Source organism: Streptomyces sp. NPDC054841 (assembly GCF_053611045.1).
In genome coordinates, this window is record NZ_JBSGZO010000067.1 from 1 (window position 1) to 26,941 (window position 26,941).

Here is a 26,941-nt window from a genome sequence, read left to right on the forward strand (position 1 = left end):
ACCGGCCCGCGATTCCGCATGCAGGTCCGCAGGCGGCTCCGCAGGCGGGTCCGCAAGGGGGCCCCGCCGCAGCGCTCTCCGCGTACGCGCGGCGTATGCAGAAGGCGCAGGCGGCCCGCGCCGCGGCCGCCAAGCGCTGGGGGCTGAAGGAGACGCCGCTGGCCGCCCCTCCGCCGCCCGCCAAGAAGCCGAGGATCGCCACGCGCAAGGGATTCGAGGTCGACGACCCCGACGGACTGCCGCCCGTCTTCACGACCGTGCCGACCAATCGGAAGGTCGTCTTCCTGACGATCGACGACGGTGCGGAGAAGGATCCCGAGCTGCTGGAGATGATGAGCGAGCTGCAGATCCCCTACAGCGCGTTCCTCACCGACTACGTCGTACGCGACGACTACGGCTACTTCAGGAAGATGCAGGACAGCGGCGTCGCCCTGCACAACCACACCCTCAACCACCGCTACCTGCCGGGTCTCTCGTACGCGAAGCAGAAGAAGGAGATCTGCGGGCAGCAGGCGATCCTCGAAGAGCAGTACGGAGAGCGGCCCCGGCTGTTCCGCCCGCCGTACGGCAACTACAACGAGGACACCCTGCGGGCGGCGAAGAAGTGTGGGATCAAGGCCGTGCCGCTGTGGGCGGCGGAGGCGTTCCCGGATCACATGGAGTGGCGGGAGCCGGACCGGGACCTCCACCCCGGCGACATCATCCTCACGCACTTCCGCGGCAAGGACGTCTGGAAGGGATCCATGGCCGACATGGTCCGCAACGTCATGAAGATCGTCACCGCGCAGGGATACGCGGTGGCACGGCTGGAGGACTACGTATGAGGTGCGCGCACCGGCCGCCGGCCGTCATGGTGGCGGCTGGTGCGCCGGTCGCGTGCGTGCGCGGCCCCGCCGGGTGTGCGGCGCCGTCCGTCGACCCGGTCGAACGGCTCGGCCGCGAGGCGGCCCAGAAGGTCACGCCCGCCGTGTCCGGGGCACTCGCCGCCCACCGGACGTCCGCCGCACCCGCAGCGCCCCGGGCGCTTCTCGTCCGCCCGGGTCGGCCGCCTTCGCGCCCGTGACAACGGCCGGGCCACGGTATCGACCGTGCGGCGGGCGTGGCGGGCCCGGATCGAGGGACATGTTCGTAGGGTCGTACGGAACGCGGCGCCGCATCCGCGCGTTGTCCGTATCGAGATCGAGTTCGAGCTTCGAGACCGAAGTTGAGTTCGAGCTTCGAGACCGAAGTTGAGTTCGAGATCGAGTTCGGGATCGCGATCCAGATCGAACCGTCCGTCGTGGTCCCGCGGGCGCGCCGCGCAGTGAATTGGCACTCCGCTTGACCGAGTGCTAATCGCAGTCATAGTCTCGGCTCTGGCACTCCCCACCGGAGAGTGCCAACACAGCGACGGGCAGGTCCGGCACCCGCGACGACGGATCCACCTGGTCGCCACCTCAGACAGTTAAACCCCGTGAGATCTCCGAAGGGGGAGGTCGGATCGTGACGACCACCAGCTCCAAGGTTGCCATCAAGCCGCTCGAGGACCGCATTGTGGTCCAGCCGCTCGACGCCGAGCAGACCACGGCCTCTGGCCTGGTCATCCCGGACACCGCCAAGGAGAAGCCCCAGGAGGGCGTCGTCCTGGCCGTGGGCCCGGGCCGCTTCGAGAACGGAGAGCGCCTGCCGCTCGACGTCAAGACCGGCGATGTCGTGCTCTACAGCAAGTACGGCGGCACCGAGGTGAAGTACAACGGCGAGGAGTACCTCGTCCTCTCGGCCCGCGACGTGCTCGCGATCGTCGAGAAGTAGGTCGGACCTCCGGGGTTCGCCCCCCGGAAGACTCCGTACCAGGCAGTTTTGCTTGAGCCGCGCCCCTGGCCCCCGCGTCGTAAGAAGCCGGGTGGCCCGGGGCGCGGTTCGTTTTGAGAGGACTTGAGAAGCTCCATGGCGAAGATCCTGAAGTTCGACGAGGACGCCCGTCGCGCCCTCGAGCGCGGCGTCAACAAGCTTGCCGACACGGTCAAGGTGACGATCGGCCCCAAGGGTCGCAACGTCGTGATCGACAAGAAGTTCGGCGCCCCCACCATCACCAACGACGGTGTCACGATCGCCCGTGAGGTCGAGATCGAGGACCCGTACGAGAACCTCGGCGCCCAGCTGGTGAAGGAGGTGGCGACCAAGACCAACGACATCGCTGGTGACGGCACCACCACCGCCACCGTGCTCGCCCAGGCCCTGGTCCGCGAGGGTCTGCGCAACGTCGCCGCCGGTGCCTCCCCGGCCGCCCTGAAGAAGGGCATCGACGCCGCGGTCAAGGCCGTCTCCGACGAGCTGATCGCCACCGCGCGTCCGATCGAGGAGAAGTCCGACATCGCCGCCGTCGCCGCGCTGTCCGCCCAGGACCAGCAGGTCGGCGAGCTCATCGCCGAGGCGATGGACAAGGTCGGCAAGGACGGTGTCATCACCGTCGAGGAGTCCAACACCTTCGGTCTGGAGCTGGAGTTCACCGAGGGCATGGCCTTCGACAAGGGCTACCTCTCCCCGTACATGGTGTCCGACCAGGAGCGTATGGAGGCCGTCCTCGACGACCCGTACATCCTGATCAACCAGGGCAAGATCTCCTCGATCCAGGACCTGCTGCCGCTGCTGGAGAAGGTCATCCAGGCGGGTGGCTCCAAGCCGCTGCTGATCATCGCCGAGGATGTCGAGGGCGAGGCGCTCTCCACCCTCGTCGTCAACAAGATCCGCGGCACCTTCAACGCGGTCGCGGTCAAGGCCCCCGGCTTCGGTGACCGCCGCAAGGCGATGCTGCAGGACATGGCCACCCTCACCGGTGCCACGGTCATCGCCGAGGAGGTCGGCCTCAAGCTCGACCAGGCCGGTCTGGACGTGCTGGGCAGCGCCCGCCGCGTCACCGTCACCAAGGACGACACGACGATCGTCGACGGCGGCGGCAACTCCGAGGACGTCCTCGGCCGCGTCAACCAGATCAAGGCCGAGATCGAGACCACGGACTCCGACTGGGACCGCGAGAAGCTCCAGGAGCGCCTCGCGAAGCTGGCCGGCGGCGTGTGCGTGATCAAGGTCGGCGCCGCCACCGAGGTGGAGCTGAAGGAGAAGAAGCACCGTCTGGAGGACGCCATCTCCGCGACCCGCGCCGCGGTCGAGGAGGGCATCGTCTCCGGTGGTGGCTCCGCGCTCGTCCACGCCGTGAAGGTGCTGGAGGGCAACCTCGGCAAGGAGGGCGACGAGGCCACCGGTGTCGCGGTCGTCCGCCGCGCCGCCGTCGAGCCGCTGCGCTGGATCGCCGAGAACGCCGGCCTCGAGGGCTACGTCATCACCGCGAAGGTGGCGGAGCTGGAGAAGGGCAACGGCTTCAACGCCGCGACCGGCGAGTACGGCGACCTGGTGAAGGCCGGCGTCATCGACCCGGTCAAGGTCACGCGCTCCGCGCTGGAGAACGCCGCGTCGATCGCCTCCCTGCTGCTCACCACCGAGACCCTCGTGGTGGAGAAGAAGGAAGAGGAGCCGGCGGAGGCGGGCCACGGCCACGGCCACGGTCACTCCCACTGAGCCATCGGGCCCACTGACCCGTTCAGGGCTTGAGAAGGCCCCCGTTCCCGGAGAGGGAACGGGGGCCTTCCCCGTGATGCGCCGATGACGCGCCGATGGTGTGCCGCCGCCAGGTGTCCGCCGCGGCTTCCTCTCCAGCGCCGCTTCCTCTCCGGCGCCGCTCCATGTCCGATGCTGCTACATGTCCAGTGCGCCGATCTGTCCCATCAGCCCGAGCCGGTCGTACTGCCACCAGCCCTCGCAGATCATGCCCTCGTGGAGCAGGTGGGTCGTCGTACCGGTCATGGACACCTGCTTGCCGGTGGCCGGTATCCCCAGGAACTCGCCCTTGTGCGTGCCGTTCCAGGTCCAGCGCGTGCACACCCGGTCGCCCTCGGCGATCTGGTCCTCGATGGTGAAGGTGAAGTCGAAGCCGTCCCGCCACATCCCGATCTCGCGGCGGAGTGCCTCGAGACCGATCAGGTCCTGCGCGTTGGACGGGTCGTGGTCGCGGTAGTCCCTGGTGAGCAGTCCGTCGAGGGCCGCGGGGTCACCGGCGAGGGCGTCGGTGAAGAACCTGCCGCAGGTGTCCTTGCTCAGCTGCTCGTCGCGGATGACGTCCAGGTCGGTGAAGGTCGGCAGGCCGTCGCAGAGAGCCACCATCTCCTGGAAGATCCGGTCCGTCTCGGGCAGGTTCGAGTTCCTCATCGCATCCTCGTACGAGGGGAACTCGACGATCTCTATGACGTGCGTCGCGTCGGAGCGGTCCGTGGCGACGAGACTGTGGGTGGCGGTGCGCTTGCCCTTGGTCTGTTCGACCCAGGTGTCCATGAGCTGGTTGAGCTCGTCGACACGATCCGTTTTACAATCGATCAATTGTACGAATGTCATGGTGTCTCCCGGGCGGGTGGGTCGCTGGGCCGGATACCCCCATTTTAGTGAGAATGGGCTAATTGTCTGCTCGGTGAGAATCGGGTAATTGTCCGTCTAGGCCGACCGGTTCAGCGCCGCCGGAACGACCTGGTCGGCAAAGGGCCGGCCCAGCGCGTAGCGCTCCACCTCGTCCAGCGCCAGATCGGCCATCCGGTGCAGCTCACGGCCGAGCGAGCCCGCGACATGCGGGGTCAGCAGGACGTTCGGCAGCTCGTACAGCGGGGAGTTCGCGGGCGGCACCTCGGGCTCGGTGACATCCAGTACGGCGTCGAGACGACCGGAGACAAGCGCCGTGAGCAGTGCGTCCGTGTCCACCAGCGAGCCGCGCGCGGTGTTGATCAGGGTCGCCCCGTCCGGCATCAGTGCCAGCTGGCGGGCGCCGATCATCCGGCGGGTTGCCGGGACCTCGGGTGCGTGGACGGTGACGATGTCGCTGCGCGAGCAGAGCACGTCCAGCGGGACCACCTCGGCCCCGAGCAGCGCCGCCTCGGCGGCGTCCGCGTACGGGTCGTACAGCAGGACCTGCAGATCGAACGGGCGGAGCAGCTCGATGACACGGCGGCCGATCCGGGACGCGCCGACGACGCCGACCGTACGGCCGTAGTTGCCGGCTCCGTCGAGCTCGTGGCGCCAGTCGTGCCGGGCGCGCAGCTCGCGGTATCGGCGGCGGCTGTGCAGGACCCGCTTGTTGGCGAAGAGGATCGCGGCGAGCGTGTACTCGGCGACGGGCAGCGCGTTGGCCGCGGCGGCGGAGGTGACGGCGATGCCGCGGTCCCAGCAGGCCTGGGTGATGTGGTGCTTGACGGAACCCGCGGCGTGTACGACGGCACGCAGGCGCGGGGCGGCGTCCAGGACGCGCTCGTCGAGCGGGGTCGCTCCCCAGCAGGTCAGCAGCAGCTCCGCCTCGGCGAGTGCGGCCGCGACGGCGGGGGAGGGGGTGGTCAGGTCATGGGCGACGAGGTGGGGATCGGTGCGCGCCAGTGCCGCGAGGCGGGCGCGATGGGCATCGGTGAGCAGACGGTCGGCGATGCCGGGACCCATCGCGAGCAGCAGGGACGGCCCACTGCCCGCGGAATTGTCAGTGGCGGGGTGCATGGTGGAAGTCGGACTCCTCGTTGGTCACTTGGGGTCAACGGGCGGGCTGCTCGGCGGGTCACGTCTGCGCGTCTGCGGTCACTTGACGCTGCCCGCGGTCAAACCCGCCTCCGCCCACGCCCCGTCGCCCGGCATCCGGGTTCACTCACTGACGCTCGCCCACGGACGGGCCGAGGTCCGCGCCCATCTCGTCACCGGGGCGCCCGACGGCACCTCCGTACGCCAGACCGGCTGGGCCACCACTCCCGAAGGCCCTACCGCCCAACTCCAGCCGGTGCACGGCTACACGGTGCGCACCGCGTCCGACACCGGCTCCACCCTCCAGGGCCCCCGCACCCGTACCGCCGCTCTGCACGGCACGACCGGCGGCAGACCCGCCACCCTCCTCGTCGCCCTCGCCTCGCTCACCGCCGAGCCCGCCCCGGCGCCCGTCACCGCGCTCGCGGACGTCGAGATCGACGGACACACCCTCACCGTCACCTGGCAGGACGGAACTACTTCGGTCCGTACTTGCGGCCCGCCCTGGAGCTGACCCCGCCCAGCAGCCCGCGCGGCGCCAGCTTCACCACACCCATGAGCGCCTTGTAGCGCGGGTCCGGGATGGACAGCGACTTCCCGCGCGCGAGGTCGGCAAGCGCCGCCGACACCAGCTTGTCGGCGTCCAGCCACATCCAGCCGGGGATGTTGTCCGTTCCCATTCCGGCCCGCTCATGGAACTCGGTCCGTACGAAACCGGGGCACAGGGCCATCAGACGCACGCCCGTGCCTGCCAGATCGCGGGCCGCGCCCTGCGTGAACTGCACGACCCACGCCTTGGACGCGCCGTACGTCCCGCGCGGCACGAAAGCCGCCACCGACGCGACGTTCACCACCCCGCCCCGGCCCCGGTCGCGCATCGGCCCCGCCGCCGCGGACGTCAGCCGCAGCACCGCCTCGCAGTGCACCTTCAGCATCCGCAGCTCATCGGCCATGGACACCTCCAGGAACCGGCCCTTGTTGCCGAACCCGGCGTTGTTCACCAGCAGGTCCACCGGACGCTTGCGGTCCGTCAGCCGCGCCTCGATCGCGGTGATCCCGTCCTCCTCGGCGAGATCCGCGGTCAGCACCTCCGCCTCGATGCCGTGCCGGTCGTGGAGCTCGGTGGCCTGCTCCTGAAGCCGCTTGGTGTCGCGTGCCACCAGGACCAGATCATGTCCGTCGGAGGCGAGCCGCCGCGCGAAGGCGGCGCCGATGCCCGCGGTCGCGCCAGTAATCAGTGCTGTCGTCATGGGCGGCACGTTAGTGCCCCGTGCGCGTGTGCGGCGTACCAGGCTTGCCCGCCGCCGTGCCTTCTCGCTCGCCTTGGCCCGCATGCCTGGCACACCGTCAGACCTGGGGGTTTTGACATCCCTTTGCCCGGATCGGACGAACCGGCCCATTGGCCCCAGTGTCCCGCTCGTCGCGGCCGGGCGGCCGGGCGGCCGGAGGACCGGTCGTGCGCGGTCAGCCGCCGTGCTTGGCGGTGTACGACTGCGCCACCTCCAGCAGCGCGGATTCCATCCACTCGGCCGCGACCAGGGTGCGCGGCAGCAGCTCCCGCTCGAGCGTGGCCGCGCGGAACAGCAGCGCGACCGTGATGTCGTGGTCGGGCCGGTGCACGATCTCGACCGGGTCGTCCGCCTGGAAAGTGCCCGGCTCGATCACCCGCAGCAGCGCCCCCGGCGCTCCCGCCCGGGTGAACCGCTTCACCCAGTCCTTCTCGCCGACGTGCCCCTGGAACGTCCTGCAGGGAACTCGGCCGCCGGTCACCTCGAGCACCACCCCGGAACCGACGCGCCAGCGCTCACCGATGAGGGCCCCGTTCACATCGAGGCCGAGGGTCGTGAGGTTCTCGCCGAACGCGCCGTCGGCCAGCGGACGCCCCAGCTCCCGCGCCCAGTCGTCGAGGTCCTCGCGCGCGTGGACCGTGACGGCCCGGTCGTCCCCTCCGTGGAAACGCAGGTCGGCGATGGTGTCCCCGTCCAGTCCGCTGCCGCCGGTCCCCGGCGGGCCGGGCGCGAAGACCCGTACGGGTCCGTCGACCGGGCGCTTGTCCACACCAGTGATCCCGCCCGGGGCGCTGGTGTACTCGACGGACTTCGGCCGGCCCACGTTCACGGAGAGAATCTTCATGCTCACGACGCTAACGGAGTCCCCCCAAGCTTCCAAGTGAAAATTCGCTCGCACCCCAAGAGGTCCTTATGCTTGCAGGGTGATCGAAGCCCGCCATCTCCGCGTCCTGCGCGCCGTGGCCGCCACCGGGTCCTTCTCCGCCGCGGCGCGCGAGCTGGGCTGCACCCAGCCCGCCGTCAGCCAGCAGATGAAGGCGCTCGAAACCTCCGCCGGGACCCCGCTGCTGATCCGGACCGGCCGGGAGATGCGCCTGACCCAGGCCGGCGAGGTGCTCGTACGCCATGCCGCCGGGATCCTGGCCGGGCTGACCGCGGCCGAGGAGGAGGTCGCGGCGATCGCGGGTCTGCGCGCGGGCCGGGTCCGCCTGGTGTCCTTCCCCAGCGGGAGCTCCACGCTCGTGCCCACCGCACTCGCCGCCCTCCGCGCGGCGCACCCCGGCACGCGGGTCTCGCTCGTCGAGGCCGAGCCGCCGCGCTCGGAGGAGATGCTGCGCGAGGGCGACTGCGATGTGGCGCTGGCTTTCCGGTACGGCCCGGCGGGTGCGGAGTGGGAGGACCTGGTCGTACGGCCGCTGCTGAGCGACCGGCTCGTCGGCCTGGTGCCCGAGGGGCACCGGCTCGTGGACGCCGGTGCGGTTTCCATCGCCGATCTGGCGGAGGAGCCCTGGATCGCGGGGTGCCCGCGCTGCCGCCGCCAGCTCGTGGCGGTCTGCGAGGAGTCCGGCTTCACGCCCAGGATCGACTTCGCCACGGACGACTACCCGGCCGTGGTCGGACTGGTCGGCGCGGGTCTCGGCGTGGCCGTACTGCCGGAGCTCGCGCTGGAGTCGGTGCTGCCCAAGGGCGCCCGTAGGGTGGCGGTGGAGCCGTCGGTGCACCGCGAAATCGTCGCTCTCACCCTCCCTGACCTGGCTCAGGTCCCCGCGGTCGCGGCCACCCTGGACCAGCTCGCACTGGCCGCCGCGCGCTGAACCCGCGCCACTGCGCCGCTCCACCACTGCACCGTCGCCCGTTACTGGGCCGGTCAGTGCAGGAACGTTTCTTCGAAGATGGCGGCCTGGATGTCAGCCGTGTGGGCTGCCGCCCGCGCCGCCTGCCGGGATCAGCCGGTGCCGCGCCCGCCCCATGAGCTCCTCACGTTCGTCCTCCGTCAGTCCGCCCCATACCCCGTAGGGCTCCCGCACTGCCAGTGCGTGCGCTGCGCACTCCGCGCGCACCGGGCACCTCATGCAGACCTCTTTCGCCGAGTTCTCGCGCGCACTCCTTGCCGCGCCGCGCTCCCCCTCTGGGTGGAAGAAGAGTGAGCTGTCTACCCCACGGCATGCCGCGAGCAGCTGCCAGTCCCACAGATCGGCGTTCGGTCCGGGAAGGCGGGAGAAATCTGCCATAGCGCATGTCCCCTTGTAACCGTGCTGAGTGGATGCCTGAAGGTCCGACCGTACATCTACGGTATAAGTAGATGTAAATATGACTCATTGCGAATCTAGCCACAGACACCAGCAAAAGGGAAGAAATGCCGCTAAATGGGGCATAGCGGCCATGTGGCGCGTCGATGGGCTGTGTCGCTCTCCTCCGCTCATGGGTCCTCACGTAGAGTGCCGAAGGTGCCCGTCGCACCCGTAACTCTTTCGAGTGACCGTCGTTGAGAGTGCGGAGGCGGTTGAGAGAACAAGCACTCGGGCAGATGTCCGGGGGCGTCAACCGCACAGGTGACGATACGTAACCAGCCTGGAGGCTCAAGGTGACGCGCATCAGCTGCGGAGGGCGGCCATGACATCCGTCCTCGTCTGCGACGACTCCCCGCTCGCCCGAGAGGCGCTCCGCCGCGCGGTCGCAACCGTGCCCGGCGTAGAGCGCGTGACGACCGCGGCCAACGGCGAGGAAGTCCTCCGCCGCTGGGGCGCCGACCGCTCGGACCTGATTCTGATGGACGTACGCATGCCCGGACTGGGCGGCGTCGAGACGGTCCGCCGGCTGCTCTCCGCCGACCCCGGCGCCCGGATCATCATGCTCACCGTCGCCGAGGACCTGGACGGCGTCGCGCTCGCCGTCGCGGCCGGCGCGCGTGGATATCTGCACAAGGACGCCTCGCGCGCCGAGCTGCGGGCCACGGTCACCCAGGCGCTCGCCGACCCGACCTGGCGGCTCGCCCCGCGCAGGCTGCGCTCGGCCGAGATGGGCGCCGCGCCCACGCTCACCGCGCGGGAGATCCAGGTGCTCGAAGGAATGAGCCACGGCAGGTCCAACGCCGAGATCGGGCGTGAGCTGTTCCTCTCCGAGGACACGGTGAAGACGCACGCCAGGCGGTTGTTCAAGAAGCTGGGCGCCTCGGACCGGGCGCACGCCGTCGCGCTCGGGTTCCGCTGGGGCCTGGTCCGCTGAGCGGTGCCGGGCGAGGCCGGGACCACTCCTGGCGAGCGAGCCGAAGGGGCGCGCGGCTGTCGGAAGGGAAAGCGCGCGGAGGTCCCGAGGTGCGAGGGACTGAGCGCGGTCGACCGTCGACAGCCGCTGAGGCGCCCCGGAGGCGAGCCGCAGAAACCGGCGCGCCCGGTGCGCCCCAGGGGTCCCGCAGGCATCATGAGCCCCGCTGACCCGGCGGTGGGCGGGGCGGCCGGCGACGGGGGGCACACGTTTCCCGCGCGATGCCGCATCCTTGAGGTGTGGAGTTCCTCAGGAACGAGTCGGTCGAGCGCAAGGGGAGGGCGCAGGAGATGACTTCCGGCGCACCTACTCATAACGCTTCGGTGCACAACTACGGACGCGGTGCCACGGATCAGCGACAGCCAAGGCACCATGGACCGATGCGTGACGACGAGGCGGCGACTGCCCATGGGGCCATCGGTGCACTTGTTCACCGTGCCGTCGACGGAGACGAGCAAGCCACGCACGACCTCCTGGCCCATGTGCACCCGCTTGCGTTGCGCTACTGCCGGACGCGGCTGAACCGTTTGCCCGGTGATGCCCGTCACTTCGTCGAGGACCTCGCTCAGGAGGTCTGTGTGGCGGTCCTCATGGCGCTGCCGCGTTACAAGGACACGGGACGCCCCTTCGAGGCTTTCGTCTTCGCCATCGCCGCGCACAAGGTCGCCGATCTGCAGCGCGCGGCCATGCGGCACCCCGGATCCACGGCCGTGCCGTCCGACGAGATGCCCGAGCGGCCCGACGACTCGCTCGGCCCGGAGGAGCGGGCGCTGCTCAGCGACGACGCGGAGTGGGCCAAGCGACTCCTCGCCAACCTCCCGGAGAACCAGCGGGAGCTGTTGGTGCTGCGGGTCGCGGTCGGGCTCACCGCGGAGGAGACCGGGCAGATGCTCGGTATGTCCCCCGGCGCGGTGCGGGTGGCGCAGCACCGGGCGCTGAGCCGGCTGCGTGCACTGGCGGAGCAGTAGCGGTGATCGGGGGCGGCCGGGTTGAACCGGACGCCCCCTCCGTACGTATGACCTTCGTACGTGTAAACGTACAAAGCTGCTCATCGATCTTGATCGTGGAATGAGACACCCTCGGATCCCGTTAGCATGGACATCCGCACCGATCAAGGCCATTTGGGGAAGGTGTCATGACTGCCAACGTCGACGGAGTGCCCGAGAAATTCGCGACACTCGGGCTGACCTACGACGACGTGCTGCTGCTGCCAGGCGCGTCGGACATGGCGCCCGACCAGATCGACACCTCCTCGTTCATCTCGAAGAACGTCCGGGTGAACATCCCGCTGCTGTCCGCCGCCATGGACAAGGTGACCGAGGCCAGGATGGCCATCGCGATGGCCCGCCAGGGCGGCGTCGGCGTACTGCACCGCAATCTCTCCATCGCCGACCAGGCCAACCAGGTCGACCTGGTGAAGCGCTCCGAGTCCGGCATGGTCACCGACCCGATCACGGTGCACCCGGACGCCACGCTTGCCGAGGCCGACGCGATCTGCGGCAAGTTCCGGATCAGCGGCGTCCCCGTCACCGACGCGGCGGGCAAGCTCCTCGGCATCGTCACCAACCGCGACATGGCCTTCGAGACGGACCGCGCCCAGCAGGTGCGCGACGTCATGACCCCGATGCCGCTGGTCACCGGCAAGGTCGGCATCTCCGGCGTGGACGCCATGGAGCTGCTGCGCCGCCACAAGATCGAGAAGCTTCCGCTGGTCGACGACGCGGGCATCCTCAAGGGCCTCATCACCGTCAAGGACTTCGTCAAGGCGGAGAAGTACCCGAACGCGGCGAAGGACAAGGAGGGCCGGCTCCTCGTCGGCGCCGCCGTCGGTGTCGCCGGTGACGCCTTCGAGCGTGCCCAGGCCCTGATCGAGGCCGGGGCCGACTTCATCGTCGTCGACACCGCGCACGGTCACTCCAAGCTGGTCGGCGACATGATCGCCAAGATCAAGTCCAACTCGTCCGTCGACGTCATCGGCGGCAATGTCGCGACCCGCGACGGCGCCCAGGCGCTCATCGACTCCGGTGTCGACGGCATCAAGGTCGGTGTCGGCCCCGGCTCCATCTGTACGACGCGAGTGGTCGCCGGAATCGGCGTTCCGCAGGTCACCGCGATCTACGAGGCCTCGCTGGCGGCGAAGGCGGCGGGCATCCCGGTCATCGGCGACGGTGGTCTGCAGTACAGCGGCGACATCGCGAAGGCCCTGGTCGCGGGCGCCGACACGGTGATGCTCGGCTCGCTCCTCGCAGGCTGCGAGGAGTCCCCGGGCGAGCTGATGTTCATCAACGGCAAGCAGTTCAAGTCGTACCGCGGCATGGGTTCGCTCGGCGCGATGCAGTCCCGTGGCGAGCAGCGTTCCTTCTCCAAGGACCGCTACTTCCAGGAGGGTGTCGCCTCCGACGAGAAGCTGGTGCCCGAGGGCATCGAGGGCCAGGTGCCCTACCGTGGCCCGCTGTCCGCGGTCGTCCACCAGCTGGTCGGCGGTCTGCGCCAGTCGATGTTCTACGTCGGCGGGCGGACGGTGCCGGAGCTGCAGGACCGCGGCCGGTTCGTACGGATCACGTCCGCGGGTCTCAAGGAGAGCCACCCGCACGACATCCAGATGACGGTCGAGGCGCCGAACTACAGCAGGAAGTAGTCGCACGGGTTTATCAGGGGCGGTTCCGGGGATGGCCGGGACCGCCCCTGGCGCGTGTGTCGGGGATACTGGTAGGCGCAGACGTAGAGGGAAAGGCCACACATCGTGACTGAGATCGAGATCGGGCGCGGCAAGCGCGGCCGCAGGGCGTACGCGTTCGACGACATCGCCGTCGTACCGAGCCGGCGCACCCGGGACCCGAAGGAGGTCTCGATCGCGTGGCAGATCGACGCCTACCGCTTCGAGCTGCCGTTCCTGGCCGCCCCCATGGATTCCGTCGTCTCCCCGCAGACCGCGATCCGCATCGGTGAGCTGGGCGGACTGGGCGTGCTGAACCTCGAGGGGCTGTGGACCCGGTACGAGGACCCGCAGCCGCTCCTCGACGAGATCGCGGAGCTGCCCACCGAGAGCGCGACCCGCCGTCTGCAGGAGATCTACGCGGCCCCGATCAAGGAGGAGCTGATCGGGCAGCGCCTCAAGGAGGTGCGCGACTCCGGCGTCGTCACGGCCGCCGCGCTGTCGCCGCAGCGCACCGCGCAGTTCTCCAAGTCCGTCGTCGACGCGGGTGTGGACATCTTCGTCATCCGCGGCACGACCGTCTCGGCCGAGCACGTCTCGGGCGCCGCGGAGCCGCTGAACCTGAAGCAGTTCATCTACGAGCTCGACGTCCCGGTCATCGTCGGCGGCTGTGCCACGTACACCGCGGCCCTGCACCTGATGCGCACCGGCGCGGCCGGCGTCCTCGTCGGCTTCGGCGGCGGCGCGGCGCACACCACCCGTAACGTGCTGGGCATCCAGGTCCCGATGGCCACCGCCGTCGCCGATGTCGCCGCGGCCCGCCGCGACTACATGGACGAGTCCGGCGGCCGGTACGTCCACGTCATCGCGGACGGCGGTGTGGGCTGGTCCGGCGATCTGCCGAAGGCGGTCGCCTGTGGCGCGGACGCCGTGATGATGGGCTCCCCGCTGGCCCGCGCGACGGACGCCCCCGGCCGCGGCCACCACTGGGGCATGGAGGCCGTCCACGAGGACGTCCCGCGCGGCAAGCTCGTCGACCTGGGCATCGTCGGCACGACGGAGGAGATCCTCACCGGGCCGTCGCACAGCCCGGACGGCTCGATGAACTTCTTCGGCGCGCTGAAGCGGGCCATGGCGACGACGGGCTACAGCGAGCTCAAGGAGTTCCAGCGCGTCGAGGTGACCGTCGCGGACTCCCAGCACAAGCGCTGAGGTCTGTTCGTACGCGGCCGGTACGCGGTCGGGGCCCGGCACCGTGAGGGTGCCGGGCCCTTCGCATGCCCTCACAGGCGGTGCGCCGCGCCCGCCGGGGACGCGCCCCTGGTGTCCAGGAGGATCTGGGCCTTCACCGCGAGGCTCTGGAGGTCGTAGGTGCGGTGGTGCTGGAGCAGGACCGTCAGGTCCGCGTTGGCCACCGCCTCGTAGAGGGAGTCCGCGCGGGGGACCGGGCGGTCGCGTACGCGCCAGTCGGGGACGTACGGGTCGTGGTAGCTGACCGATGCACCCAGTTCCATCAGGCGCTGGGCGATCTCGGGCGCGGGGGAGCCTTCGAGGTCGGCGAGGTCCGGCTTGTACGTGATGCCGAGGAGCAGGACGCGGGCCGCGCGGGCGGACTTGCCGTGTTCGTTGAGCAGGGTGGCGGCACGCTGGATCACGTACTGCGGCATGCGCTCGTTGATCTGGCCGGCGAGCTCGACGAGGCGCAGGGTGCGGTGGGTGCCGACCGTGTCGACGGGGACGCCGTGGCCGCCGACGCCCGGGCCGGGGCGGAAGGCCTGGAAGCCGTACGGCTTGGTCTCGGCACAGCGGATGACGTCCCAGAGGTCGATGCCGAGGTCGTGGCAGAGCACCGCCATCTCATTGACCAGGGCGATGTTGACGTGCCGGAAGTTCGTCTCCAGGAGCTTCACCGCCTCGGCCTCGCGCGGTCCGCGGGCGCGCACGACCTTGTCGGTGACGCGGCCGTAGAACGCGGCTGCCGATTCGGTGCAGGCAGGGGTGAGCCCGCCGATCACCTTGGGGGTGCCGGTGTAGCCGTGGGTGCGGTTGCCCGGGTCGAGCCGGCTGGGGGAGTAGGCCAGATGGAAGTCGCGTCCCGCGCGCAGGCCTGAGCCCTCTTCGAGGATGGAGCGGAGGTAGCTCTCCGTGGTGCCGGGTTCGGCGGCGGATTCGAGCACCACGGTGGTGCGTGGGCGCAGCCGTGCGGCCAGGGCGCGGGCGGCGTCGCCGACCGCGGTGAGGTCGAGCGTGCGGTTCGCGCCCGGGGGTGTGGGGGCGCAGATGACGGCGGTACGGACCCGGCCCAGCTCGGCCGGGTCGGTGGTGGGCCGGAAGCCCCCCGAGAGCATCCGGCGGATTTCGGAGGCGGTGAGCGAACCGTCCACGGGCGGCCGCCCCGCGGCGAGTTCGGCAACGGGGCGGGGGTCCGTGTCGTAGCCGATGGTCTCGATGCCCGCGGCTACGGCGGCCTGGGCGAGTGGCAGTCCGAGGTGGCCGAGTCCGATGACGGCGAGATCTGCGGGCATGGCGGTGAGCCGTCCTTCCCAATAGCCGAGGGTGACGCAGTGTGCAAGTGCTGTGGACAGAACGAGCACGCGCAATGTCAGACTAGGCGTAAATATGACCGATATGTGGCATTGCGAGGCTCTGGCCGCCCGAGTGTTGTCCACAGGCGGTGGCTGAAGTCGGGGAGTGCGGACAGAATCAAATTTGTGAGCCTGGCCAACGGGGGCAACGGGAGGCAGCAGTGAGGACAGCGACACTGGGACCCGCGCAGCGCACCGAGGCGCTTGCCGCGATGGCGGAGCGCGAGCTGGACGTGCTGGTGGTAGGTGCCGGAGTGGTCGGCGCCGGCACCGCACTGGATTCCGCGACACGCGGCCTGTCCACCGGCCTGGTCGAGGCCCGCGACTGGGCTTCGGGCACATCGAGCAGATCGAGCAAGCTCATCCACGGCGGTCTGCGCTATCTGGAGATGCTGGACTTCGCGCTGGTGCGGGAGGCGCTCAAGGAGCGCGGACTGCTGCTGGAGCGGCTGGCCCCGCATCTCGTCCGGCCGGTGCCCTTCCTCTACCCGTTGCAGCACAAGGGCTGGGAGCGGTTCTACGCCGGATCGGGCGTTGCGCTGTACGACGCGATGTCGGTGTCCTCGGGCCATGGACGCGGCCTGCCCGTCCACCGCCATCTCTCCCGGCGCAACGCACTGCGGGTCGCCCCCTGTCTCAAGAAGGACGCCCTGGTGGGCGCCTTGCAGTACTACGACGCCCAGATGGACGACGCCCGCTATGTGGCGACCCTGGTGCGTACGGCCGCGAGTTACGGCGCGCATGTCGCCAGCCGGGCCAGGGTGGTCGGCTTTCTGCGCGAGGGGGAGCGGGTCGTCGGCGCCCGGGTGCAGGACGTGGAGGAAGGCGGGGAGTACGAGGTCCGGGCGAAGCAGGTCGTCAACGCCACGGGGGTGTGGACGGACGACACCCAGGCCCTGATCGGCGAGCGGGGCCAGTTCCATGTCCGGGCGTCCAAGGGCATCCATCTGGTCGTACCGAAGGACCGGATCCATTCGACCACCGGGCTCATCCTGCGCACCGAGAAGTCCGTGCTGTTCGTCATCCCCTGGGGACGGCACTGGATCGTGGGCACCACCGACACCGACTGGGACCTCGACAAGGCCCATCCGGCCGCATCCAGCGCCGATATCGACTATCTGCTGGAGCACGTCAACTCGGTGCTCGCCGTGCCGCTCACCCGCGACGACGTCCAGGGGGTCTACGCGGGACTGCGCCCGCTGCTCGCCGGGGAGTCGGACGCGACCAGCAAGCTCAGCCGCGAGCACACGGTCGCGCACCCGGTGCCCGGCCTGGTCGTCGTCGCCGGCGGGAAGTACACGACCTACCGGGTGATGGCGAAGGACGCTGTGGACGAGGCGGTGCACGGGCTGGACCAGCGCGTCGCGGACTGCGTCACGGAGGACGTGCCGCTGATGGGAGCCGAGGGCTACCGGGCCCTGTGGAACGCACGGGCGAGGATCGCGGCGCGCACCGGCCTCCATGTCGTCCGGGTGGAGCATCTGCTCAACCGTTACGGATCCCTGGTCGAGGAGCTGTTGGAGCTGATCGCGGCCGACCCGAGGCTCGGCGAGCCGCTCGCCGCCGCGGACGACTATCTGCGGGCCGAGGTCGTCTACGCCGCCTCGCACGAAGGGGCGCGCCACCTCGACGACGTCCTCACGCGACGGACCCGCATCTCCATCGAGACCTTCGACCGGGGGACGCGCAGTGCGCGGGAGTGCGCGGAGCTGATGGCCCCGGTGCTCGGCTGGGACAAGGAGCAGATCGAGAAGGAGGTGGAGCACTACGAGAAGCGGGTGGAGGCCGAGCGCGAGTCGCAGCGGCAGCCGGACGACCTGACGGCAGACGCGGCGCGGCTGGGGGCGCCGGACATCGTCCCGATCTAGGATCCAGCGGAATCCCTTCCTCCGGAGCCCTCCTGACGCACGGTGGACCCGGGAGACCGGCCGGTCCTGGAGTGAGAGAGAATGGGGGCTCTTCCAGGGCGGGTTACCGCATCGCGCGGAAGCGGCAGGCGCGGGCGAAGATCAGGGATCGCAGAGGGGACGCATGTCGGAGGCGGAGCAGTCGCGGGACACGACACGGAGCCCTCTGCGGGACGCGGACGGAAACGGCGGGCGTGCCCCGGCCGCGGGGCCGGTCGGGCGCGGGGACGGCAGTTCGGGCGTGGGCACGGGCAAGGACGCGAAGTCGGGTGCCGGACACGACGCGACGGACGACGCGGGGCGGGGTGCCGGAAGCGGTGCTGCGAAGGGCACCGAGCCGGAGGCCCGACGGGCCGGCGCCGAGCCGGACACCGGGACCGGCGAGGCCGGCGGCGCCAAGTCGGCTGCCGGGCAAGGTGAGGTGAAGAAGGACGCGCCGTCGACTGCGGGCGACAGCGTGAAGTCCGGGCAGGCGGACGCCCGCCGTGCCGGTGCGAAGGAATCGGAGTCCGGCGCGGTGAAGGAATCGGAGGCCGGCGGGGCGGCGAAGAGTTCGGAGGCCGGCGGGGCGGCGAAGAGTTCGGAGGCCGGCGGGGCGGCGAAGGGTTCGGAGTCCGGCACGACGGACGACGGGGTCGCTGCCCGCCAGGGCGCGCGGGGCGCGGCGAAGGCCGACGCGGAGCGGGAGACCGGACGCGGTGACGCGAAGCGCGCCACGCCGGGCACCCACTCAGGTGCGCAAACCGGGGCCGGGCGGCCCGAGGCCGCCAGGACCGGCGCGGCGCAGGGACGCGGGCAGACGACCGCCGAGGGGCGGTTGCTGGCCGGGCGGTACCGGCTGGGAGGCGTCCTCGGACGCGGTGGCATGGGCACCGTATGGCGGGCCGTCGACGAGACGCTCGGCCGCACGGTCGCCGTGAAGGAACTGCGGTTCCCCAACAGCATCGACGAGGACGAGAAGCGCCGCCTCATCACGCGCACGCTGCGCGAGGCGAAGGCGATCGCCCGGATCCGCAACAACGGCGCGGTGACGGTCTACGACGTGGTCGACGAGGACGACCGGCCGTGGATCGTCATGGAGCTCGTCGAGGGCAAGTCGCTCGCCGAAGCCGTGCGCGAGGACGGCATCCTGACGCCCCGCCGGGCGGCCGAGGTCGGCCTCGCCATTCTGGACGTACTGCGCTCCGCGCACCGCGAGGGCATCCTGCACCGCGATGTGAAGCCGTCCAACGTGCTCATTGCCGAGGACGGCCGGGTCGTGCTCACCGACTTCGGCATCGCGCAGGTCGAGGGCGACCCCTCCATCACCTCGACCGGCATGCTCGTCGGCGCGCCCTCGTACATCTCGCCGGAGCGCGCCCGTGGCCACAAGCCGGGTCCGGCCGCCGATCTCTGGTCGCTGGGCGGGCTGTTGTACGCGAGCGTGGAGGGCTGCCCGCCGTACGACAAGGGCTCCGCGATCGCCACCCTGACCGCCGTGATGACCGAGCCCCTGGACCCGCCGAAGAACGCGGGGCCGCTGGAGGAGGTCATCTACGGCCTGCTCGCCAAGGACCCGGCGCAGCGGCTCGACGAGGCGGGTGCGCGGGCGCTGCTGCTGGACGTCCTGCACACGCCGGAGCAGTCGGCCGGGCCGGAGCCGTCGCCCGAGGCGACCCGGGTGGTCGCGCTGCCACCACTCCCGGCCGAGCCCGCCGTTCCCGCCAGGGACCGCGCCAAGGACGCGGCCGACGCGGCGGCCGAGCGGGTCCGCGGCGCGCTCCGCTCCGTGCGGAACGCGGCGGCGAAGGCCGAGCCGAGGCCCACCGCCACCAAGGCCGCGGCCCCCAAGCCGGAGCCCGGGCCCGCGGTCACGCGGACGGCCCCCGTGCGGGCGCCGCTCACCGATGTGGTGCCCAAGCGGACGCTGGTCATCATCGCGGTCGTCGCCGTGCTCGCCGTCCTGTCCACCGTGCTCGTCTTCTCGCTGGGCGGGGACGACGAGAAGGGCGGCCAGGGCAAGCCCAAGAACGGCACGACCGCTTCGGCCGGGTCCACCGCGGGCGGCGACGCCAAGGGCAACGGCGGCGGCAAGGACGGCGCCAAGGGCGGCGGCAGCGGTCAGAAGGACCAGGACCAGGGCGACGGCCCCACCGCGGGCAACGACGGGAAGGACGGCGGCGGGAGCAACGGCACGGGCGGCACCCAGCCGTCCGGCGGAAAGGACACCGGCGCGGGCGCGGGCGGGATCCCCGCCGGGTACGTGATGGTCTCCAACGACCAGTTCCACTTCACCATGGCGATGCCGAAGGCCTTTCACCGCACGGGCACCGCGGGCCAGAACTCGGGTGCGATCTTCAGCGCCGACGGCGGCTTCCCGCGCGTCCAGGTGGACTTCACGAACAGTCCCGGGGACGACGCGGAGGCCGCATGGGCGGCCTCGGTCGGCGCCGTCAGGGGCAGCAGCGACGGCTACAAGCACCTCGGTATCAAGACTGTCGCCTACAAGGGCTACCCCACGGTCGCCGACTGGAGCTTCGAGCGCAACCAGAGCGGTCAGCGGGTACGAGTGCTCAACCGCGGCTTCAAGGTCGACGCCAAGCACGGCTATTCGATCATGATCAGCTGCAAGGCGAGCGAGTGGGACGGCGCGGAGTGCAGGACGCTGCGCAAGACGGCGTTCGACACGTTCGCCCCCAAGGACTGACCAGGCCACGTATCGTGAGAGGCCGTGGACCGAACGCAGCCGCAACAGGCCGGTGAACGACCGGAATTGACGGTTTCGTGCGGTCCTCGGAACCGGGGGACAGGCGGCGAGTGAGCCGAAGGAGCGCGTCGACAGGGACCGGCGCGCCCCGGAGGCGAACCGAGCCGGGAAACAGCGCTGTGGGGAGGCGTCGTGGACGACTATGCGGGACGGGTGCTCGCCGACCGCTATCGCCTGCCGCTGCCGCCCTCCGACGAGTACGAACTGGTCGAGACCCGCGCCTTTGACACCTACAGCGGCCAGGAAGTCCTCGTCCGTCAGCTGCCGTTGCCGGAGGTCGTGGAAGCGGAAGTGCTCGACGCGGACGGCGCGCACGGATCCGGGGGGCTTCCCGCACCCCGCCGGGCGTCGGGACGTACCACCCGGCGGCCCACGGACCCGGCGGTGCGGCGGGCCGTCGAGGCCGCCCAGGCCGCCGCGCAGATTCCCGACCACCCTCGCCTCGACCAGGTCTTCGACGTGTTCGCGGAGGGCGGTTCGCTCTGGATAGTGAGTGAACTCGTCGCGGCGCGGCCGCTGGCGGCGCTGCTCGCGGAGAAGCTGCTGAATCCCTACCGGGCGGCGGAGATCGGCTCGGACGTGCTCACGGCCCTCCGCGCCCTCCACGCACACGGCTGGACCCACCGCAACATCACCGTCCGTACGGTCCTCGTCTGTGACGACGGCCGGGTCGTGCTGACGGGCCTCGCGGCGGGCGCGGCGGAGGAGGCCCTGTGCGGCTACGCGCCGGTGCCGGAGCCCGTGGAGGAAGCGGAGCCCGTGGAGGACGCGGAGCTCGTGGAGGACGCGGAACTCGTCGACGACTCCCCGGATCCGGCCGGTCCCGTGCACACGGCGGAGCCGTACCTGCCGCCGCAGAAGCACGGCGGGACGGCCCTGGGCGGGGCGGCCCTGGGAGGGGCGCCCGCACCCGGCCCCCCGCCGGGCGCCGGCCGGGCGGAGGGCCCGTACACCGCTCCGGCCTACGGGTACGGATTCGGTGAGACCGCCGGGGACTCGCGGGCCGCACGCGCCGGTGCCATCGCCGCCTACCGGGCGGGGGCCCGCGCCGCGGCCCGCGTCAGCGAGGACCGCCGCCAGGACGACGACCGCCGCCGGGACGAGAACCGCCAGGCCGGTCCCGGGGACCTCGTGCGCCAGTCGCAGGACGAAGCCGGCCGACTGGAGGAAGCCGGGCGACAGGCCGAAGCCGGGCGACAAGCCGAAGCGCGCCGCCGGACCGGGATGCAGCCCCCGGCCGAAAGCCGTTCCCAGGCCGGGAGTCATGGCCAGGGCGGTGCGGAAGAGCTCCACGGCGACGACGACCGCCGCCCGGAGCTTCTGCCGCCCTCGGGGCGTGTCCCCGACGGTGTCGAGCGGCTGCACCACCCCGGTGTGTGGGACGAGCCGGACGGCGGCCGCGGCGCCGCCCTGCCCGCGCCACGTCCCGGCGGCGCCCTTCCCGCCCCCCGCGCCGGACTGCCCGCGCCGCAGTGGTGGTCCCGACCCACGGACGACGAGGCGTACGACAGCGACGAGGCGTACGACAGCGACGAGGCGTACGACAGCGACGACGGGTACGACGCCGAGCACGCTGACGAGGCCGAAGACACCTACGGGACCGGGTCTCGCAGCCCGTACGGTGATCCGCCCGGCGGCCCCCGCCGCGCGGAGCTGGCAGGCACCTGGCACGACGGGCCCCGGCCCGGCACGGACGGCCCCGCACCGCTCCCGGCGGGAGGCGGCCCGTCTCCGTACGGGAGCACCACCCGCGACGCCCTGCGCGCCGACGCGCAGCGGCAGAGCCCCGCGCCCGTCCACGCCGAGCCCGTACCCGCCACCGGCAGGTGGGACGAGGTGGTCGCCGGCGGGCCCGCCCCCGCCTACCGCGGCCCTGCCACCCCGCTCGCCGCCGAGCGGGCGCGCCAGGCCCGGATCGCCGTCGTCGGGGCGGTGACCGAGCGCTGGGCGCCCGAGCAGGCGGGGCCGGTCCACGAGAACTGGCAGCTGGCGCCGCCCATCGGCCCGGCCACCGATCTGTGGGCGCTCGGCGCGCTGCTCTACCGCGCGGTGCAGGGCCACGCCCCGTATCCCGAGGAGAGCGCGGCGGAGCTGGTCCAGCTCGTCTGCGCCGAACCGCCCGCGTTCGCCGAGGAGTGCGGGCCGCTGCGCCCGGTCGTCGAGTCGCTGCTGCGTCAGGACCCCACCGAGCGCCCCGACTTCGAAGAGCTGCGTGGCTGGCTGCGCTCGCTCGTCCGGTCCGCGCCGGAACCCGACGTGGGCACCGAGGTCGTGCCCCTGCCGTCGGTCGACGGCACCCGGCTGCCCGTCGTGCGCCGCCGTGGGGAGCTCGTCCGCAGGCGCCGGGCCGGTTCGCCCGACACCACGCACGGTCGCCACCGCCACAAGAAGGTGAAGGAGCGACGGGAACGACGCCCCCGCGGCCCGAAGTCGCTCGGCCGCCTCCTCCTGTTCCTGATTCTGCTCGCGCTCGCCGCGGCGATCGCGTACGCCGTGCTGTTCATGCCGAGGACCGGCCAACAGTCTTCGTCGTCGTCCTCCCCGGCCGGCACGGCATCGAGCGCGCCCGCGGGCGGCCGGTCACCGGACGGACAGCAGTCCTCCCGGACCCCGGACGGACAGCAGCCGCAGACCTCCGCGCCCGCCGTGGACCTCGCCGAAGGGTATGTCCTGCGCGTCGACCCGGAAGGCTTCCGGATCGGTGTCGACAAGACCTGGCAGCGCAGACCCGTCAACGACAGCGGTCAGGTCCGTTACGTCGGCGGCGACTTCACGCTGATCGTCGTCCCCGGCCGTGACTCCGTCCGGGCCAACGGCGCGGACCCGATGGCGTATCAGCGCAACAAGGAGCGCGAGCTGCAGCCGTTCCGCGATTCCTCCTGGTCCACGGCGTCCGGTCTGCGCCGCATCGACGTGGGCAAGCAGGCCATGGCGGAAGGCCAGTTCACCTGGCGGGACAGCACCGGCCGCGAGGTGTACGTCCGCAACCTCGCGCTCATCGTCGGCGACAGCTATCACGTGCTGCAGGTGATCGGGCCCGAGGGCCGGCGCGACAAGGTCACCGAGATCTACGAGCAGGCCACGGCCGCCTACCGGGCGAACGGTTGACCGGTCCGGATGCCGTCGGGACCGAGCGCGCCGCGCAACCATCGGATCACGGTGCGAGTTACTGAGCGGCCCCTGGTTCCCCGCACGTACTTCCTCTCCGTAACCTGTCTTTCCAAGGAACGGGGCGGGGACACGTGGAACACACACAGAGCGTGAGCAAAGGCTCGGGCACGAACGCAGGACTGCTGCTGGCCGGCCGGTACCGGCTGACCGAGAGCATCGGCCGCGGCGGCATGGGCAGGGTCTGGCGTGCCCAGGACGAACTCCTGCACAGAACGGTCGCGGTGAAGGAACTCACCGCCGGTCTGTACGTCTCCGAGGCCGACCGGACGGTGCTGCACGCCCGCACCCAGAAGGAGGCCCGCGCCGCCGCCCGGATCTCCCACCCCAACGTTGTCACCGTCCATGACGTCCTGGAGCACGACGACCGTCCGTGGATCGTGATGCAGTACGTCGACGGGCCGTCACTCGCCGACGCGGCCAAGGAGTCCGGCCGGATCCAGCCGGCCGAGGCCGCCCGCATCGGCCTGCACGTCCTGGGCGCACTGCGCGCCGCGCACGCCGCCGGAGTGCTGCACCGCGACGTCAAGCCCGGCAATGTGCTGCTCGCCTCCGACGGCCGCGTTCTGCTCACCGACTTCGGCATCGCCGCCATCGAGGGCGACTCGACCATCACCAGGACCGGTGAACTGGTCGGCTCCATCGACTATCTGGCCCCCGAGCGGGTACGCGGCGGGGACCCCGGACCCGCCTCGGACCTGTGGTCCCTGGGCGCCACGCTCTACACGGCGGTCGAGGGGACCTCACCGTTCCGCCGTACGTCACCGCTGTCCACGATGCAGGCGGTGGTCACCGAGGAGCCGCCGCCCGCCCAGCACGCGGGACCGCTCGGCCCCGTCATCACCGGACTGCTGCGCAAGGAGCCCGAGCAGCGCCCGCCGACGGCCGAGGCCGAGCGGATGCTGCTGGAGGTGATGGAGGGACGCAGCCCGAAGTCGGCGCACGAGTACGTACCGACGCAGTCGGTGGAGGCCGAGGACCGGCGGGCGGCTACCGCGTCGCTCCCTGAGTCGCAGCCCGCGCCCACCACGACGGCGCGGAAGCGATCCGGCCGCTGGCGCAGAGCACTGCTCGTCGTCGTGCTCGCCGCTGTCGTCGGCGGTGGGGCGGGATTCCTCGCGATGCGTTACGGGGACGGGGACGGGGGTGGTGGCACCCCAGGCGGCCGGACCAGCAAGCCAGGGGCCACCACGTCGTCGTCCCCAGGGCCTGCCAAGACCGGTTCCGTACCCGCCGGCTGGCATCGGGTGACCGACCCCAAGGGCTTCAGCCTGCTCGTACCGGACGGCTGGACCCGACAGCTGGACGGCAACCAGATCGACTACACGCCCGACAGCGGCCGCCACCGCATCCGCATCAGCATCGACCCGTCGCCGGACTTCGAGAATCCGTACATGCACCTGCTCGATCTGGAGAAGATCGTCGACAAGCGCGCGGACTACGACAAGGTGATCCTCCACCCCAACACCTACCGCGACCAGACGAAGTCGGCGATCTGGGAGTTCACGTGGACCGAGATCAAGGACCATCCGGGCAAGCGCCGCGCGATCGACCAGGTCTACTACGAGGAGGACGGGACCGAGTACGCGCTCTTCATGGCCGGCCCTGCCGAGGACTGGCCCACGATGCGGCAGCAGTTCGACACCATGGTGCAGAGCTGGCGGCCTCCGGCCCCGTGACTCGGTCACGTCTCTGCATCTCTCGATCCCGTAAGTGGCAACGTCAAACGCTCTTCGCCAGGATGTGAACATGACGAACGACGGGGGGCGGGCGACCGACCCCACCAGCTACGCACTCCGGCCGCCTCAGGCGTCCACGCCCTCCGGACCGCAGGTACCGCCGCAGGGCTCCACACCCGTACCGACGCAGGTCGCCGAGGCACCGGCGCCCGTCGCCGACCCGGGCAGCGGACGGCTCATCGGCGGCCGTTACCGCCTCGTCTCCCGTCTCGGCCACGGCGGCATGGGGACGGTCTGGCGGGCGCGCGACGAGGTCGTGGACCGGGACGTGGCGATCAAGGAGCCGCGCGTACCCGAGCATCTGGGCGACCGTGCGCGCGAGAACGTGTATCTGCGCATGCAGCGGGAGGCCCGCGCCGCGGCCAGTATCGACCATCCGTCCGTCGTCACCGTGCACGACGTCGTGATGGAGGACGGCAAGCCGTGGATCGTGATGGAGCTGGTGCGCGGCCAGTCCCTCGGCGACCGGCTGCAGGAGGGCACGCTCGACGTACGGGAGGCGGCCAGGATCGGACTCGCGGTCCTCGGCGCGCTGTCGGCGGCGCACGAGGCGGGCGTCCTCCACCGCGATGTGAAGCCCGACAACGTGCTGCTGGGCCGCGGCGACCGGGTCGTGCTCACCGACTTCGGCATCGCGCAGGTCGAGGGCGAGCAGGGGCTGACCGAGACCGGCGCGTTCATCGGCTCGCCGGAGTACATCGCGCCCGAGCGGGTGCTGGGCCAGCGGCCGGGACCGGAGTCGGACCTGTGGTCGCTGGGTGTGGTGCTGTACGCGGCGGTCGAGGGCATGTCCCCGTACCGGCGTTCGCACACGCCCGCCACGCTCCAGGCCGTGCTCTCGGCGGAGCCGCAGGTACCGGCGCGCGGATCCGGGGCCTTCGGCACGATGCTGATGCAGCTGCTGCGCAAGGACCCGGCGGCCCGGCCGGACGCCGCCGAGATCCGCGCGACGCTGGAGTCGGCGGCGCGTCCGCCGCAGGCCGACCCGACCCGCGTCTACGACGGCGTCGCCGCCCAGGGCACGGGCTCCCGCTGGGTGCCGCCGGTGCTGCATCGCAACCGTCCGGCGCAGTTCGGACTCCTCGGCGGAGTGCTCGCGGTGGCGCTCGCCCTCGCCCTGGTGATCCTCAAGCCGTTCGGCGGCGACGAACTCCCGGCGGGGTGGAAGGTGCGTCCGGAGAGCGAGATCCTGGCCGCGGACGTCGCCGTACCGGAGGAGTACACGCGCTCCGAGTTCGACGGCGGCTACGCCGTCGAATACCGCGACCCGAGTGGTGTCTTCGCGATCTATCTGGAGCGGATGCAGAGCTCGAAGGACAACGCGGGCGAGTTCCTCGAACCGAAGAAGGAAGTGTGGGACGCCTGGTACAAGAAGGGCGGCAAGAACGGTACGGAGATCAAGGGTGTCGACGTCAAGAGCAAGGACGTCACCCACCAGGAGAAGAAGGCCTTCCAGACGACCGTCGACTTCACCCCCTACGCGGACACCAACGAGGATGCCGTCCGCTACCGCTGGCGCGAGCTGGTCGTGCCGGGCAAGAACAAGGTGTACTGGCGGCTGCGGGTGCAGATGCCGGCGGAGGGCGCGGCACAGCAGGACGGCGAGGAGATCTTCGCGAACGTCGCGAAGCAACTCAAGATCCAGGGTCTCTGACCCGTTGGCCGATCGGGGGAGCCGGTGGGGGACGCGACGGAGCCCGGGCGGCTCATCGGCGGGCGCTACCGGCTCACCGGGCGGCTCGGCTCCGGCGGTATGGCCACGGTGTGGCAGGCCCGCGACGAAGTCGTGGGCCGCGACTGCGCGGTGAAGGAGCCACGGCTGCCCGGCGACCGAGACGACCCGTCCCGGCAGCGGCTGTACGAGCGGCTCCGCCGTGAGGCGCGGGCCGCCGCGACGGTCGAGCACCCGGCGGCGGTCGTCGTCCACGACGTGGTCGTCGAGGACGGAATCCCGTACATCGTCATGGAGTTGATCCGCGGCGAGTCGCTGCACGAGCGGCTGCGGCG

21 protein-coding genes and 1 pseudogene are annotated in these 26,941 nt (G+C 71.1%); 16 read left to right on the plus strand and 6 right to left on the minus strand.

Going from position 1 to position 26,941, the window contains the following annotated elements:
- The 4 genes from ACWGI8_RS12475 to groL all read left to right on the plus strand — a co-directional run.
- On the plus strand, positions 1-824 hold an 824-nt coding region (locus ACWGI8_RS12475; RefSeq protein WP_453660282.1), incomplete at its 5' end, for a polysaccharide deacetylase family protein.
- A complete protein-coding gene (locus ACWGI8_RS12480) occupies positions 821-1,063 on the plus strand; it encodes a hypothetical protein (RefSeq protein ID WP_453660283.1) in 243 nt (80 codons plus the stop codon). The genes ACWGI8_RS12475 and ACWGI8_RS12480, both read left to right, overlap by 4 nt.
- 419 nt (positions 1,064-1,482) lie before the next feature.
- A complete protein-coding gene (groES, locus tag ACWGI8_RS12485) occupies positions 1,483-1,791 on the plus strand; it encodes a co-chaperone GroES (RefSeq protein WP_015035628.1) in 309 nt (102 codons plus the stop codon).
- Between the two features lie 135 nt (positions 1,792-1,926).
- Positions 1,927-3,555, plus strand: a complete 1,629-nt coding sequence (groL, locus tag ACWGI8_RS12490; RefSeq protein ID WP_453660285.1) for a chaperonin GroEL — start codon at positions 1,927-1,929, stop codon at positions 3,553-3,555.
- A 177-nt stretch (positions 3,556-3,732) separates the two neighbouring features.
- Here the strand turns inward: groL and ACWGI8_RS12495 are convergent, their stop codons facing one another.
- Positions 3,733-4,425 carry an ester cyclase gene (locus tag ACWGI8_RS12495; RefSeq protein ID WP_453660287.1) on the minus strand — a complete coding sequence of 231 codons (693 nt, stop codon included), beginning with the start codon at positions 4,423-4,425 and terminating at the stop codon, positions 3,733-3,735.
- A gap of 96 nt (positions 4,426-4,521) precedes the next feature.
- On the minus strand, positions 4,522-5,562 hold the full coding sequence (locus tag ACWGI8_RS12500; RefSeq protein ID WP_453660289.1) for a hydroxyacid dehydrogenase: 1,041 nt from the start codon (positions 5,560-5,562) through the stop codon (positions 4,522-4,524).
- On the opposite strand from ACWGI8_RS12500, the gene ACWGI8_RS12505 reads away from it, so the two are divergent.
- Entirely contained in the window at positions 5,561-6,094 is a 534-nt protein-coding gene (locus ACWGI8_RS12505; RefSeq protein WP_453660291.1) for a hypothetical protein, read from the plus strand. The genes ACWGI8_RS12500 and ACWGI8_RS12505 overlap by 2 nt on opposite strands.
- Here ACWGI8_RS12505 and ACWGI8_RS12510 read toward each other — a convergent pair.
- Positions 6,057-6,830 (minus strand): SDR family NAD(P)-dependent oxidoreductase, encoded by a 774-nt coding sequence (locus ACWGI8_RS12510; protein ID WP_453660293.1) that lies wholly within the window; start codon positions 6,828-6,830, stop codon positions 6,057-6,059. The two genes, ACWGI8_RS12505 and ACWGI8_RS12510, sit on opposite strands and share 38 nt — an antisense overlap.
- 214 nt (positions 6,831-7,044) lie before the next feature.
- Positions 7,045-7,713: an MOSC domain-containing protein gene (locus ACWGI8_RS12515; RefSeq protein WP_453660294.1), complete on the minus strand. Its 669-nt coding sequence runs from the start codon at positions 7,711-7,713 to the stop codon at positions 7,045-7,047.
- 79 nt (positions 7,714-7,792) lie between these two features.
- Between ACWGI8_RS12515 and ACWGI8_RS12520 the strand changes: the two genes are divergently transcribed.
- Entirely contained in the window at positions 7,793-8,683 is an 891-nt protein-coding gene (locus tag ACWGI8_RS12520; RefSeq protein WP_453660295.1) for a LysR family transcriptional regulator, read from the plus strand.
- A 93-nt stretch (positions 8,684-8,776) separates the two neighbouring features.
- Here ACWGI8_RS12520 and ACWGI8_RS12525 read toward each other — a convergent pair whose 3' ends face one another.
- Positions 8,777-9,100 (minus strand): WhiB family transcriptional regulator, encoded by a 324-nt coding sequence (locus tag ACWGI8_RS12525; RefSeq protein WP_453660296.1) that lies wholly within the window; start codon positions 9,098-9,100, stop codon positions 8,777-8,779.
- A 382-nt stretch (positions 9,101-9,482) separates the two neighbouring features.
- Between ACWGI8_RS12525 and ACWGI8_RS12530 the strand changes: the two genes are divergently transcribed.
- The 4 genes from ACWGI8_RS12530 (at position 9,483) to ACWGI8_RS12545 (ending at position 14,001) form a co-directional block, all read left to right on the plus strand.
- A complete protein-coding gene (locus ACWGI8_RS12530; protein WP_003948568.1) occupies positions 9,483-10,094 on the plus strand; it encodes a response regulator transcription factor in 612 nt (203 codons plus the stop codon).
- A 419-nt stretch (positions 10,095-10,513) separates the two neighbouring features.
- Positions 10,514-11,101: a sigma-70 family RNA polymerase sigma factor gene (locus tag ACWGI8_RS12535; RefSeq protein ID WP_453660298.1), complete on the plus strand. Its 588-nt coding sequence runs from the start codon at positions 10,514-10,516 to the stop codon at positions 11,099-11,101.
- A gap of 167 nt (positions 11,102-11,268) precedes the next feature.
- Complete coding sequence (guaB, locus tag ACWGI8_RS12540; RefSeq protein WP_453660300.1) at positions 11,269-12,771, plus strand: IMP dehydrogenase; 1,503 nt, start codon at positions 11,269-11,271, stop codon at positions 12,769-12,771.
- 105 nt (positions 12,772-12,876) lie between these two features.
- Positions 12,877-14,001, plus strand: a complete 1,125-nt coding sequence (locus tag ACWGI8_RS12545; RefSeq protein ID WP_453660302.1) for a GuaB3 family IMP dehydrogenase-related protein — start codon at positions 12,877-12,879, stop codon at positions 13,999-14,001.
- A gap of 71 nt (positions 14,002-14,072) precedes the next feature.
- Here the strand turns inward: ACWGI8_RS12545 and ACWGI8_RS12550 are convergent, their stop codons facing one another.
- A complete protein-coding gene (locus ACWGI8_RS12550) occupies positions 14,073-15,314 on the minus strand; it encodes a nucleotide sugar dehydrogenase (RefSeq protein WP_453660304.1) in 1,242 nt (413 codons plus the stop codon).
- 221 nt (positions 15,315-15,535) lie between these two features.
- On the opposite strand from ACWGI8_RS12550, the gene ACWGI8_RS12555 reads away from it, so the two are divergent.
- From ACWGI8_RS12555 to ACWGI8_RS12580, 6 genes and pseudogenes are all read left to right on the plus strand, one after another.
- Complete coding sequence (locus ACWGI8_RS12555; RefSeq protein ID WP_453660305.1) at positions 15,536-17,242, plus strand: glycerol-3-phosphate dehydrogenase/oxidase; 1,707 nt, start codon at positions 15,536-15,538, stop codon at positions 17,240-17,242.
- 163 nt (positions 17,243-17,405) lie between these two features.
- Positions 17,406-19,967 carry a protein kinase domain-containing protein gene (locus ACWGI8_RS12560; protein WP_453660307.1) on the plus strand — a complete coding sequence of 854 codons (2,562 nt, stop codon included), beginning with the start codon at positions 17,406-17,408 and terminating at the stop codon, positions 19,965-19,967.
- A 192-nt stretch (positions 19,968-20,159) separates the two neighbouring features.
- Positions 20,160-23,135 (plus strand): protein kinase, encoded by a 2,976-nt coding sequence (locus tag ACWGI8_RS12565; RefSeq protein WP_453660309.1) that lies wholly within the window; start codon positions 20,160-20,162, stop codon positions 23,133-23,135.
- Between the two features lie 134 nt (positions 23,136-23,269).
- Positions 23,270-24,874: a serine/threonine-protein kinase gene (locus tag ACWGI8_RS12570; protein ID WP_453660310.1), complete on the plus strand. Its 1,605-nt coding sequence runs from the start codon at positions 23,270-23,272 to the stop codon at positions 24,872-24,874.
- A gap of 70 nt (positions 24,875-24,944) precedes the next feature.
- Positions 24,945-26,588 (plus strand): serine/threonine-protein kinase, encoded by a 1,644-nt coding sequence (locus ACWGI8_RS12575; RefSeq protein WP_453660312.1) that lies wholly within the window; start codon positions 24,945-24,947, stop codon positions 26,586-26,588.
- Between the two features lie 99 nt (positions 26,589-26,687).
- Positions 26,688-26,941, plus strand: a pseudogene (locus tag ACWGI8_RS12580) (serine/threonine protein kinase); the annotation flags it as partial.